This window comes from Sediminicoccus sp. BL-A-41-H5 (assembly GCF_050632405.1).
Lineage (GTDB): Bacteria > Pseudomonadota > Alphaproteobacteria > Acetobacterales > Acetobacteraceae > Roseococcus.
In genome coordinates, this window is sequence record NZ_CP192601.1 from 2,434,574 (window position 1) to 2,447,378 (window position 12,805).

Annotated in this window: 10 protein-coding genes; 5 read left to right on the forward strand and 5 right to left on the reverse strand. The window is 71.6% G+C overall.

Features of this window, described 5'->3' with window-relative positions; genetic code table 11:
- The first annotated feature begins 306 nt into the window (after positions 1 to 306).
- Positions 307 to 3,111, forward strand: coding sequence for an Rne/Rng family ribonuclease (locus tag ACQ860_RS11955; RefSeq protein WP_431303581.1), 2,805 nt, complete (start codon positions 307 to 309; stop codon positions 3,109 to 3,111).
- Positions 3,108 to 3,905, forward strand: coding sequence for an enoyl-CoA hydratase/isomerase family protein (locus tag ACQ860_RS11960; protein WP_431303582.1), 798 nt, complete (start codon positions 3,108 to 3,110; stop codon positions 3,903 to 3,905). Before ACQ860_RS11955 ends, ACQ860_RS11960 begins: the two co-directional genes overlap by 4 nt.
- A gap of 163 nt (positions 3,906 to 4,068) precedes the next feature.
- Here the strand turns inward: ACQ860_RS11960 and ACQ860_RS11965 are convergent, their stop codons facing one another.
- The 4 genes from ACQ860_RS11965 to ACQ860_RS11980 all read right to left on the reverse strand — a co-directional run bounded on the left by ACQ860_RS11965 (position 4,069) and on the right by ACQ860_RS11980 (position 8,318).
- On the reverse strand, positions 4,069 to 4,431 hold the full coding sequence (locus ACQ860_RS11965; protein WP_431303583.1) for a hypothetical protein: 363 nt from the start codon (positions 4,429 to 4,431) through the stop codon (positions 4,069 to 4,071).
- Between the two features lie 25 nt (positions 4,432 to 4,456).
- Positions 4,457 to 6,106, reverse strand: a complete 1,650-nt coding sequence (gene pyk / locus ACQ860_RS11970) for a pyruvate kinase (protein ID WP_431303584.1) — start codon at positions 6,104 to 6,106, stop codon at positions 4,457 to 4,459.
- Between the two features lie 59 nt (positions 6,107 to 6,165).
- Positions 6,166 to 7,452: a glycerate kinase type-2 family protein gene (locus ACQ860_RS11975; RefSeq protein ID WP_431303585.1), complete on the reverse strand. Its 1,287-nt coding sequence runs from the start codon at positions 7,450 to 7,452 to the stop codon at positions 6,166 to 6,168.
- A 176-nt stretch (positions 7,453 to 7,628) separates the two neighbouring features.
- Positions 7,629 to 8,318, reverse strand: a complete 690-nt coding sequence (locus tag ACQ860_RS11980) for a GntR family transcriptional regulator (protein ID WP_431303586.1) — start codon at positions 8,316 to 8,318, stop codon at positions 7,629 to 7,631.
- 42 nt (positions 8,319 to 8,360) lie between these two features.
- On the opposite strand from ACQ860_RS11980, the gene ACQ860_RS11985 reads away from it, so the two are divergent.
- A complete protein-coding gene (locus ACQ860_RS11985) occupies positions 8,361 to 9,434 on the forward strand; it encodes a tartrate dehydrogenase (protein WP_431303587.1) in 1,074 nt (357 codons plus the stop codon).
- A gap of 22 nt (positions 9,435 to 9,456) precedes the next feature.
- Complete coding sequence (locus ACQ860_RS11990) at positions 9,457 to 10,419, forward strand: tripartite tricarboxylate transporter substrate-binding protein (RefSeq protein WP_431303588.1); 963 nt, start codon at positions 9,457 to 9,459, stop codon at positions 10,417 to 10,419.
- Positions 10,420 to 10,484: 65 nt separating this feature from the next.
- Here the strand turns inward: ACQ860_RS11990 and ACQ860_RS11995 are convergent, their stop codons facing one another.
- Positions 10,485 to 11,504: an HAD family hydrolase gene (locus ACQ860_RS11995; protein ID WP_431303589.1), complete on the reverse strand. Its 1,020-nt coding sequence runs from the start codon at positions 11,502 to 11,504 to the stop codon at positions 10,485 to 10,487.
- Positions 11,505 to 11,823: 319 nt separating this feature from the next.
- Between ACQ860_RS11995 and ACQ860_RS12000 the strand changes: the two genes are divergently transcribed.
- Positions 11,824 to 12,798: a methyltransferase domain-containing protein gene (locus ACQ860_RS12000; protein ID WP_431303590.1), complete on the forward strand. Its 975-nt coding sequence runs from the start codon at positions 11,824 to 11,826 to the stop codon at positions 12,796 to 12,798.
- The last annotated feature ends 7 nt before the right edge of the window (positions 12,799 to 12,805 follow it).

Consider the following 12,805-nt stretch of genomic DNA (forward strand, 5'->3'; position numbering starts at 1 on the left):
GCCAGCGCGCCAGCGGTGCAGCCCGGCCCGCGTCGTTCCACGACCTCCGCGCCCCTGGACTGCCGCGATATCGCCCGCCCGTGAAGGGCGCACATCCGTGGGGGTGGAGCCATTGGGCAAGACGCCCCGCCCCTGCCGCCCCATTGGGCGCAGGTTCCAGCGGGCGCCACGCCCCCGAGTGAGGACGAAAGCGCATGTCACCGACATCGCCGCCGATCGGCCCCCACGCGGATTCCCTCTCTCTTTTCCGCCGCCGGCCGGAATCGGGCCCTGCCCGTCCCCGCCGCGGTGCGGAGTGTTCCTTGCATGACCAAGCGCATGTTGATCGACGCGGCCCATCCGGAAGAAACCCGGGTGGTCGTGATGGATGGTCACCGGGTTGATGAATTCGACCTGGAGGCCGCCAACCGCCTCCCCCTGAAGGGCAATATCTACCTGGCCCGCGTGGTCCGGGTGGAGCCCAGCCTCCAGGCCGCCTTCGTGGAATATGGCGGCAACCGCCACGGCTTCCTCGCCTTCGGGGAAATCCACCCCGACTACTACCAGATCCCCGTCGCCGACCGGCAGAGGCTGATCGAGGCGCAGCAGCAGGAAGCCCGCGAGGAGGCCGAGGCCGAAGCCCGCGAGGATGAGCGCCGCGCCCAGGCGCAGGCCGCAGCCCAGGCCGCCCGGGCCGCCGCCGCCGCCCGCGCCGGCCAGCCCGCCCCCGCCGAGGAGGCCGAGGAGGCCGACCCGCGGGATGTGCAGGATGACGCCGTCCTCGAAGCGCCCGAGGACCTCGCCGGCGAAGTCGCCCCCACCGCCGCCGAGATCGCGGCCGACCTCGCCGCCGAGCTGGAGGCCGAGCAGGCCGCCCGCGCCGAGGAGGCCGCCCGGGAGGCCGAATCCGCCGCCGCCGAAGGCGATGCCGACCCCGAAGGCGACGAGCCCCCCGCCCCCGCCCCCGAGCTGGTCGGCACCCCCGATGGCGAGACCGAGGCCGACACCGAGGAACGCCTGCGCGAGCGCCGCCCCACGCCCCGCTTCCTGCGCAACTACAAGATCCAGGAAGTCATCCGCCGCCGGCAGATCATCCTCATCCAGGTCGTGAAGGAGGAGCGCGGCACCAAGGGCGCGGCTCTCACCACCTACATTTCTCTCGCCGGCCGCTTCTCCGTCCTGATGCCGAACAGCCCGCGCGGCGGCGGCGTCTCCCGCAAGATAACCTCCAGCTCCGACCGTCGCCGCCTGCGCGAAGTGATCGACGAGCTGGACATGCCGCCGGGCATGTCGCTCATCGTCCGCACCGCGGGCGCCCAGCGGCCCAAGCCCGAGATCCGGCGCGACTGCGAATACCTGCTGGGCCTGTGGAACCACATCCGCGAGCGCACGCTCGCCAGCACCGCGCCCGCGCTGATCTATGAGGAAGCCGACCTCATCAAGCGCTCCATCCGCGACGGCTATGCGCGCGACATGGACGAGATCCTGGTCGAGGGCGACGACGCCTATTCCCAGGCCCGCGAATTCATGCGGATGCTCATGCCCGAGCATGTCCGCAAGATCCAGGCCTATCGCGACGGCACCGTGCCGCTCTTCTCGCGCTACAACGCCGAGGCGCAGCTCGACGCGATGCATGAGCCCACGGTGCAGCTGCGCTCCGGCGGCTATATCGTCATCAACCAGACCGAGGCGCTGGTCGCCATCGACGTGAACTCCGGCCGCTCGACGCGCGAGCGGAACATCGAGGACACGGCGCTGCGGACCAATCTGGAAGCGGCGGAGGAGATCGCCCGCCAGCTCCGCCTGCGCGACCTGGCCGGCCTCATCGTCGTCGACTTCATCGACATGGACGCCAACCGCCACAACGCGATGGTGGAGAAGCGCATGAAGGATGCGCTGCGCAATGACCGCGCGCGCATCCAGGTGGGCCGCATCAGCCATTTCGGCCTGCTGGAGATGTCGCGCCAGCGGCTGCGGCCCTCGCTGGCCGAGACCACCTTCGTCACCTGCCCGCATTGCCTGGGCCGTGGCACCGTGCGTGGCCTGGAGAGCAGCGCGCTTGCCGTGCTGCGCGCCGTCGAGGAGGAATGCGCCAAGCGCCGCGCCGCCGAGATCACGGTGCGCGTGAACTCGCCCGCTGCCCTCTACCTGCTGAACAAGAAGCGCGACCGCCTGGCCGATATCGAAAGCCGCTGGGGTGTGACCGTCCTCTTCGATCCGGATGACACGCTGCACGGCGCGGAGACGCGCATCGAGCGCAGCAAGGCGCCGCCCGCCCCGGTGAATGAGCGCCCCGCGGCACTCCGCATGGACTATGCCGAGGAGGAGGCCGAGGACCAGGCCGAGGACGCGCTCGAGGAGGCCGCGGCCGACGCCGCCGAGGGCGGCACCGCCGAGGAACGCGCCCGCCGTCCGCGCCGCCGCCGCCGGGGCCGCAACGGCCGCCGCGAGGGTGGTGCGCCAGAGCGGGGCGATTCCGAGCGCGGCGATTCCGAGCGCGGCGAATCCGAAAGCGCCGAATCCGAGCGCGGTGAGTCCGAGGGCCCGGAAGCCGAAGGCGAGGCGGAAGCCGATCCCTCCGCGGCAGAGGAGACCGAAGCCCCCGCCGCCGAGCCGGCCGAGGGCGAGGAGCGCGGCCCGCGCCGCCGCGGTCGCCGTGGCGGCCGCCGCCGGCGCGAGGGCGAGCCCAGCACCGAGGCCCCCATGGGCGAGGGTGAGGACGCCGCCGAGCCCGCGCCCGGCCCCGCCCCCGCCTATGCCGGCCCCACCCCGGCCGACCCCTTCGGTGGCGCCCCCGATTCGCTGATGGCGGCCATGGAAGCCGCCGAAGCCGCCGCCGAGGCCGCCGCCGCCGCCCGCCACCGCCCGGCGCCGGAAGCGACGCCCGAGCCGGCGCAGGCCGCGCCCGCCACCCAGGCGGCCCCTGAGCCTCAGGCCGTCACGCCCGAGCCCGTGGCCGCGCCGGAACCCGCACCGGAACCCGCGCCCGTCGCCGCCGCCCCGGAACCCGCGCCCGAGCCGGACCCCGCGCCCACCCCGGCCGAGCCGGTGATCGGCCCCGCCATCCTGCCCAAGACGGTCGAGGAAGTGGCCGCCGCCGCGCCCCGCCGTGGCGGCTGGTGGAAGCGGTGAGCCAGGCCGAGCCCCCGGTCCTCGTCCGCCGCGAGGGCCCGGTGGTTCACGTCACGCTGAACCGCCCCGCCCGCCGCAACGCGATCGGCGGCGGGATGGGCGAGGCGCTGGACGAATTGCTCGACGAGCTGCGCGGCCATGCCACGGCCCGCGTCGTGGTGCTGCGCGGGGCCGGCGGGCATTTCTGCGCGGGTCTCGACCTGACCGAGGTCGTCACCGGCACGCCGGAGGAGCGGCTGGCCGCCATGCAGGCCCGCAACCGCCGCCTCGGCGCGCGGTATGAGGAGTTCTCGCTCCTGCCGCAGGTGGTGATCGCGGCCGTCGAGGGCGCGGCGCATGCCGGCGGCCTCGGCTTCCTGTGCAGCGCCGACATCGCCTTCGCCAGCGCCGATGCCCGCTTCGCCGCCCCTGAGGCGCGGCGCGGCCTGGTCCCCGCCCAGATCCTCCCCTGGCTCGCCCGCCGCATGGGCCGGCCGAACGCGGCGCGGATGGTGCTGGAAGGCGGCGTGATCACCGCCGCCGAAGCCGCCCGCCGCGGCCTGGTGCATGAGGTGGCGGCCGACCGCGCGGCCCTCGACGCGCTGGTGGAGGTCAGCATCGCGCAATTGCTGGAGGGCGCGCCCGGCGCGCTCGCCGAGACGAAGAAGCTGTTGGCCGCCCTCGGCCCGCTCTCACCCGAGGGCTATGCCGAAGCGGGCGCCGCCGCCTTTGGCCGCACCGCCGCCGGCCCCGAAGCCACCGAGGGCATCGCCGCCTTCCGCGAAAAGCGCAAGCCGAGCTGGGCCCTGGGGTAGCGGGCGCCGCACCCACCTGCATGGGCGGGCCCGATCAGGTTCATCGCAGCCCTTGGAACATCCGGCCGCAACGCGGCCAGTGCGCCCGGACCGCCCTTACCGCCAGCGCACCCGCCGCGGCGCGAAGCGAAGCGCGCGCCCGGCGCTTGAGGGCGGCACAACATCACCTCGGCGTCGCCGTCTCCTGGCCCGCCGCGAAGGCGCCGATGGTCGTCCACTGCCCCACCAGCTGCCCGTTGGGCCGCAGCTCATAGACGCCCATGCTGGGGGTGTTGCCGCCGCCCAGGCTGAAGGCGGTGGCGAAGCTGAGGCCGCTCACCATCCCCACCCCCTCGATCACATCCGGCCCGATGGTCCATTGCAGCCGGAAGGAGAGCAGGCCGATCTGCTCCAGCACCAGCGTGCCGGTGTATTGCGTGCCGTCCGGATTGGTGCCCGTGACGTCATAGGTGCCGCTGCGCTGGGCCTGGGCCGGGGCGGCGGCCAGCGAGAGGGCGAGGCCGGCGGCCAGGAAGATACGCGTCATTCAGCCTCGTCTCCGTTGGGGCGGCTCACTTCACCGTGGCCACCCTGAGCGCATTGGTGGTGCCCGGTGTGCCAAAGGGCACGCCCGCTGTCACCACCAGCTCATCGCCCAGGCGGGCGAAACCCTCCTGCTGCGCGGCCCGGCTGGCGCGCGCCACCATCTCCGTCATCGAATGGATATCCTGGACCACCAGCGGATGCACCCCCCAGACCACGCCCAGCCGCCGGGCGGAGCGCAACTCGGGCGTCAGGCCGAGGATGGGGCAGTCCGGCCGCTCGCGCGCCACGCGCAACGTGGTGGAGGCGGTGCTGGTGAAGGTGGCGATGACCTGGGCATGCACGGTGTGCGCCACCTGGGCCGCGGCGGCCGCGATGGCGCCGGCGCTGGTGGGCTCCGGCGCCGGCCGGTTCGCGTCGGTCTGCGCGCGCCAGCCCGGGTCCTGCTCCACCCGGCCGACGATGCGGTCCATGATGTTCACGGCTTCCAGCGGATATTGGCCGGCCGCCGTCTCGGCCGAGAGCATCACCGCATCCGCCCCGTCGAAGACGGCGTTGGAGACGTCGCTCGCCTCGGCGCGCGTCGGCGAGGGCGCGGTGATCATGCTCTCCAGCATCTGGGTGGCGACGACGACCGGCTTGCCGAGCTGCCGCGCCGCGCGGACGATCCGCTTCTGCACCAGCGGCACCTCCTCCGTCGGCATTTCCACGCCGAGGTCGCCGCGCGCCACCATCACGCAGTCACACAGCTCCAGGATGGCATCGAGGTTCTCGACCGCCTGGGGCTTCTCCATCTTCACCATGATCCAGGCGCGGCCATCGGCGATCGCCTTCGCTTCCGCCACATCCTCCGGCCGCTGCACGAAGGAGAGGCCGACATATTCGATGCCGAGCGGCAGCACGAAATCGAGATCCGCGCGGTCCTTCTCGGTGAGCGCCGGGATGGGCAGCGCCACGTCCGGCACATTCACGCCCTTGCGGTCCGACAGCGCGCCACCGACGACGACCTCGGTCTCCAGGTGGTCATTCTCCACCTGGCGCACCACGCGCAGCTTCAGCTTGCCGTCATCGAGCAGCAGGGTGGTGCCGATGCGCGCCGCGTTGATGATCTCGGGATGCGGCAGGTTCACCCGCTTCACATCGCCCGGCGTCGGGTTGAGGTCGAGGCGGAAGCGCGCGCCGGTGGAGAGCTGGACGCGCCCGGCGGCGAACTTGCCCACGCGCAGCTTGGGGCCCTGCACATCGGCCAGGATGCCGATGGGGCGGCCCGTCTTGCGCTCCACCTCGCGGATCATCTGGATGCGGGCCGCGTGATCCTCATGGCTGCCATGGCTGAAATTGAGCCGGAACACGTCCGCCCCCTGGCGGAACAGCTTCTCGATCATCTCCACCGTGGCGCTGGCCGGGCCGAGGGTGGCGATGATCTTGGTGCGGCGGTGGCGGCGCAGCGCGATGCGGTTGGCCATGCGGGGCAATCCTTCCGGGGCCGGGGCGGGCGTGGCGCCGGCCGTGGCAAGCCGCTCGGGCGGCAGGTTGAACAGGCGCGCGACATCGGCCACGCGATCCGGCGGGATGCGCTTCCATTGGCTGACGGCGGCGGTGGAGATGTTGAGGGCGGAGGCGATCCGGGTGACGGCGCCGCGGCGGGCGAGGATATCCTCGAGGGTGGGGTCACGCATGGGCTTAACTTACACGAGTTAAGATCATGCGCCAGTGACGCTTTCGTTGCTTAGTATTGCTAAGTGATCAGGATCGCGCGCACGTCATTCACATTGGTCAGCGTGGGCCCCGGGGTCAGCAGCCCGCCGGCCGCGGCAAAGACATCCAGGCTGCGATGCGCCGCCAGCAGCCCCTGCGGATCGAGCCCCACCGCCCGCGCCGCCGCCAGTGTGCCGGGCCCCGCGATGGCGCCGGCATGCTCGGACTTGCCGTCAATCCCGTCCGTATCGGCGCAGAGGGCCCAGATGCCCGGCGCGCCGTTGAGCGCGAGCGTGATGCCCAGCAGGCATTCCGTGTTCCGCCCCCCGGCCCCCGCCGTCCCCTTCGCGAGCGTGACCGTGCATTCCCCGCCCGAGAGCAGCACGCAGGGCGCGGCCAGCGGCAGGCCATGCGCCGCCACGCTGCGCGCCATGCCGCCCAGCACCGTGCCGACATGCCGCGCCTCGCCCTCCAGCGCATCCCCCAGGATGAGGGGGGTGAGGCCCATGCCCCGCGCCGCCTCCGCCATGGCGGCCAGCGCCATCATCGGCGTCGCGATCATCCGGAACTCCGCCCGGACCAGCCGCGCATCGCCCGGCTTGGGTGATTCCTCGGCGCCGGCCGCCAGATGCGCCGCCACCGCCGGCGGCAACTCCATCCCGTAGCGGGCGACGATCGCCCGGGCCTCGGCGAAGGTGGAGGGGTCCGCCACGGTGGGGCCGGAGGCGATCACCTCCGGGTCATCCCCCGGCACGTCCGAGATGGCCAAAGTCACCACCCGCGCCGGATGTGCCGCCGCCGCCAGCCGCCCGCCCGAAAAGGCCGAGAGATGCTTGCGGATGCAGTTCATCTCCCCGATCACCGCGCCCGAGGCGAGCAGCGCCTGGTTGGTCGCGATCAGGTCCTCCAGCGAAAGCCCCGGCGCCGGCAGCGTGGAGAGCGAGGACCCGCCCCCCGAGATCAGCGCCAGCACCAGATCCTGCTCCGTCAGCCCCTGGACCATGGCCAGCATCTCGGCCGCCGCTTCCGCCCCGCCCGCATCCGGCGTCGGATGCTTGCCGAAGCGCAGCGCGATCCGCTCCAGCGGCAGCCCCGCCCCATGCGGTGCGATGACCAGCCCGGTGAGCGGCAGATGCGCCCAGGCCGCCTCCACCGCCTGCGCCATCTTGGCCGCCGCCTTGCCCACGCCCACCACGATGACGCGGCCCTGCTTCGGCGGCTCCGGCAGGTGCGCGGCCAGCACGGCGAGCGGATCGGCCGCGCGCACCGCGGCGGCATAGAGGTCGCTGAGCGCGGCGGTGGCGGTGGCGTCGGTCCAATGGGTCATGGGCGTGTCCTTTGCGCCATCATGGCGCGAAAGCGGAAGAAAAACAGGCCTCCGGCGGCTGGGGCCATGGGCCCCAGACCCCATTTCCTTGGGACGGCACCCGGCCTCTCCGCGCAGCCCTTCTGACGAAAGGGGTCTGGGGCCTGAGGCCCCAGCCGCCGGCGGCCCTCTCTCGTTCACCCCTTCAGCACCGCCAGGATTTCCGCGCTTGCCCGCGCCCGATGCGCGGCGGTGGCGGCACGGGCGGCCTCGGCATCGCCAGCCCGGAGTGCCGCCAGGATGGCGCCATGCTCCTCGGCGGAAAGCACGGGCTCCGGCCGCCGCGCCGCGGTCAGCGCCCGGGCCCGCTGCGCCTGGTCCGTCGCGGTGGCGGCGAGCCGCGCGAGCTTGGGGTTGCCGCAGCCCTCCACCAGCGCGCGGTGGAAGCGGTCATCCGCCGCCGCCCAGGCCGCGCGGTCGCCGGCCGTGAGCGCCACGCCCATCTCGGCCGTGGCGCGTTCCATCGCGGCCAGGGCTGAAGGCTGCGCCTGCCCCGCCAGCAGCGCGGCCGCCGCGCCCTCCAGCGCGATGAGCACCTCATAGGTCTGGCGCAGATCCTCGGGGTCCAGCGGCAGGACGCGCACACCCTTGCGCGGCAGCACAAGCAGCATCCCCTCATGCTGCAGCCGCAGCGCCGCCTCATGCACAGGCGTGCGGCTCATGCCGAGCTGGTCCGCGATGGCCTGCTCGGCCGTCTCAACGCCCGGCGGCAGAAGCCCCTCCAGGATGCTGGCCTTGAGCGCGGCATAGGCCGCATCGGCCAGCTTCTCGCGCTGGGGCGCGGGGGCCGTCGCGGTGACGCGCAAGGGGGAGGGCTTGACTTCCATACCAGATTCCATACCAGTAACCCCAGCAGAAGGAAACCGACCATGCGCACGCACAAGATCGCCGCCATCCCGGGTGATGGCATCGGCCAGGAAGTCATCCCCGCCGGCCTGGAAGTCCTGCGCGCGCTGACCGAACGCGCCGGCGATTTCCAGCTGGACGTGCAGGAATTCCCCTGGGGCAGCGATTTCTACCGCGCCACCGGCCGCATGATGCCCGAGGACGGGCTGAAGACCCTGGAAGGCTTCGACGCCATCTATTTCGGCGCGGTCGGCGATCCGCATCTGCCCGACAGCCTCACCCTCTGGGGCCTGCGCCTCAACATCTGCCAGGGCTTCGACCAATACGCGAATATCCGCCCGACGCGCGTCCTCCCCGGCCTCGAATCCCCCCTGCGCCATCTGGCCCCCGGCGGGCTGGACTGGGTGATCGTCCGTGAGAACAGCGAGGGCGAATATGCCGGCCATGGCGGCCGCGCCCATCGCGGCCATGCCATCGAGATCGCGACCGAGACCTCCATCTTCACCCGTGTCGGCGTGGAGCGGATCATGCGCACCGCCTTCCGGATCGCGCAGTCCCGCCCGCGCAAGCTGCTGACGGTCGTCACCAAGTCCAACGCGCAGCGCCATGGCATGGTCTTCTGGGACGAGATCGCCGCCGAGGTGGCGAAGGACTTCCCCGACGTGACCATGGAGAAGGAGCTGGTGGACGCCATGGCCGCCCGCATGGTCCGCAAGCCCGCCAGCATCGATACCGTCGTCGCCACCAACCTCCACGCCGACATCCTGAGCGACCTGGCCGGCGCGCTGGCCGGTTCGCTGGGCGTGGCGCCGACCGCGAACCTGGACCCCTCCCGCCACCGCCCTTCGATGTTCGAGCCGATCCATGGCTCGGCCTTCGACATCACGGGCAAGGGCATCGCCAACCCCATCGCCACCTTCTGGACCGCCTGCATGATGCTGGAGCACCTCGGCGAGAAGCCCGCCGCCGCCCGCCTCATGCGCGCCATCGAGATGGCGACGGCCAAGGGCGTGCTGACGCCCGACCTCGGCGGCACGGCCACCACAAAGGACGTGACGGCGGCGGTGGTCGAGGCTATCCGTGCGGATAACCAATAGTTCACACCCCGGGAGCACCTCCATGATCACGCGCCGCGCCGCTTTGGCCTTGCCGCTTCTCGCCACGCCCGCGCTCGCCCAGGGGAATTTCCCCAATCGGCCGCTGACCATCATGATCCCCTTCGCCGCGGGCGGCCCCACCGACATGATCGCCCGCCTCATGGCCGAGGGCATGTCCAAGGAACTCGGCCAGCCCGTGGCGGCCGAGAACGTGACCGGCGCGGGCGGCACCATCGCCGCGGCCCGCGTCGCCGCCTCCCGCCCCGATGGCCACACGCTGCTGATCCATCACATCGGCCTGGCCGCCGCCGCGACCCTCTACCGCCAGCTGCCCTTCAGCATCGAGCGCGGGCTCGCGCCCTTGGGCCTCGTCTCCCACACGGGCATGACGCTGGTGGCCCGCCCGGATTTCCCGGCGAATGACCTGCGCGGCTACATCGCCCTGCTGCGCGAGCGCGGCGATGCGCTGAACCTCGGCCATAGCGGCCTGGGCGGCTCCAACCAGCTCTGCGGCATGCTGCTGCAGCACGCGGCGGGGCGCAGCGCCACCACCATCGTCTTCCGCGGCTCGGCGCCGGCCATGACGGAGATGATGGCCGGGCGCCTCGACATCAGCTGCGAACAGGCCACCGTCGCCGCCCCCTTCGTGCGCGACAACCGCATCAAGGGCTACGCCGTCACGCTGCCCGAGCGCATCCCGGGCCTCGACCTGCCCACCGCGCGCGAACAGGGCGTGGACCTCATCATGTCCGCCTGGCACGGCCTCTACGCCGCCGCCGGCACGCCCCCCGAGATCCAGGCCCGCCTCGCCCAGGCGATGCGCGCCGCACTCCGCGAGGAACGCCTGCGCGCCCGCTACGCCGAGACGCTCACCACCGTCGCCGCCGAGAACGAGGTGAACCCGGACTACCACGCGAGCTTCCTGGCGAGCGAAATCACGCGCCTCAGGCCGCTGATCGTGGCGGCGGGGCAATACGCCGACTGATAAGACCAGGGCTCCGCCCTGGACCCGCCGGGGCCGAAAGGCCCCGGACCCCGGGACACCGGCCCTCAGCCCGCCGGGAAGACCCGCAGCCAGTCATTCTTCATCGAGATGAGCGGCCAGCCCCATTGCTGCGCCAGCCCCAGGCCGCGGTCGAGCCGGCCCACATGGCTGTCCCGGTCATAGGCGTATTCGCGCGCGCCATCATCATGATGGACCAGCATCCCGAGCCGCGCGCCGGGCGCCGAGGTCGCGTATTGCAGCATCTCGATGTCGCCGTCGGAATTGCCGAAGGCGATCTGCGGCCGGCGGCCGATGAAGCGGCCGATGCCGATGGGCTTGCCCGGCCCGACATCCACGCCATCGATCGCCGGCAGGCGGTACAGCGCCGAGCTGCGCGCGCCGTCCAGCCGGAACTCCGTCAGCGTGACGGCGCCGACCACGCGCTCGATCGGCACGCCATAGGTCGCATTGCTGAAGGCGCGGACGAATTCCTGCTCACCGCCGGTGACGATCCAGACCGCGAAGCCCTCGCGCCGCAACAGGCGCATCACCTCCAGCATGGGCTGGTAGATCAGCCGCATATGGGGGCGGTTGAACCGGGGATGCGGCGTCGTCGAAAGCCAGTGCGTGACGAGGCGGTTGAACTGGACCTGCGACATGCCGGCCGAGGCGAGAGCGGCCAGCTCGGCCAGGGCGCGCTCCCCGCTCGACAGGACGGTGGCGAGGTCACCCTCGACCGCGGCCTTCACCACGGGGCGCTGCAGCAGCGCGGGGTCGCGCGCGGTGATCTCCTTCAGCCGCTCCACGGAGAGCGCGAGCTGCGGGTAGAGGGGCTGCTCGACCCAGAGCGTCCCGTCATTGTCGAAGACGGCGACGCGCTCGGCCGGGGGGACGAAATCCGGGCTGCCCGCCCGCGCGGTGCGGCGGATGGTCGTGAGGATCGCGCGCTTGACGGGCCCGTCCCGCCAGGAGGGCAGCGGATCGCGCGGCGGCGCCTCCTGCGCGGCCGCCTCGCTTGCCACGAGCGCGGCGGCGAGGCCGGCGATCAGGGCGCGGCGGCTGGCGGGCAGGAAGGGGTCGGCCATGGTGTCATCTCCCGGTGCGGTCAGATGGGCGTCGCCACGCGCATCAGAAACGCAATGGGGCAACGCCGCAAGGGAAGCACGGGGCCCGGGCGGATGATGCGGCGCTCGCGCCTCCCGCGCGCCAGCCACCCCGCCAGGCGCCCCGGACGAGGCTGCCGGCCCACATGGCAGGAGCGGCCAGAAATCTTGAACTGCGCGGCGCTCAGAGGACCTCTCCACCCAGGCGCTGGCCGGTCAAACATGCCATAGAAAATAATAGGTTGCCGCCCCGCGCAACATGGATCATGCATGACATGATTGAAATGCGAGGGGCATCGCGATGGACAGGCGGAACGCGATCACGCTGATCCGATCCGGAAAATTTGAGGCGGCAGAAGAGGTTATCCGTCAAATCGAGGTCAAGGCCGCGGACCGCCTGCTTCTCGATGCGCATTTCGCGACGGCGCGGCGGGATTGGGTGACGGCGGCGTCACTCTGGCGGCAGATCCTCGCCAGTCGGCCGACGGCTTCGCGCCGGGCGCAGGTCGAGGAGGTTCTGCCCTTCGTCGATTTCCACAGGAAATACGCCGACCGCGTTGTCTATGAGTGCAACTTCTGCAACGGCCTGCGATGGCTCACGCGCTCCGTCCGCCCTCATGTGATGTGCGAGCGCCCCGGGTGCCGAAGCCTGGAGCGAGCGCGGCTCATGAAGCTCCATCTCGACAAGCTGAACCTGTCCCGGACGGCCCGGATCCTGCATTTCGCGCCGGAGCCGAGCCTGATGCACCACCTGCTCAGGCTTGTCGGCCGCGAAAACTACCTGTGCGCCGACATTGACGACGAACGCTATGACTTCTCCATCAACTTCAAACAGATCGAACTGTGCGCGCCCGCGATCGAGATCGAGGGCTCATTCGACTACATCATCCACTCCCACGTCCTTGAGCATCTGCCCTGCAATCATCAGGATGTCCTGCGGCGGCTCTTTCGCCTTCTACGCCCCGGAGGGCGACAGATCTTCGCGATCCCCATCCTTCCCGGCAGATACGCGGAAGACCTGACGCCCCGGACGGCGGAAAACCGCCGCAGCTTCAAGCAGCGGTTTGGCCAGGTGAACCATGTCCGCCGCTTCGGCGCGGACGACCTCGAACAGCAATTCGAGCCTCTGTTCGACTTCAGCCCCTACAGGGCCTACTCGGTCCGCCATCATGGCGAGGAGACCCTCATCCGCCACAACATCCCGGATGTCTTCTGGGATGGGCTCTCCATGTGCACGATCTTCGATGTGGCTCGCGAGGAGGCACGGGGGCTGTAGCGGCTCC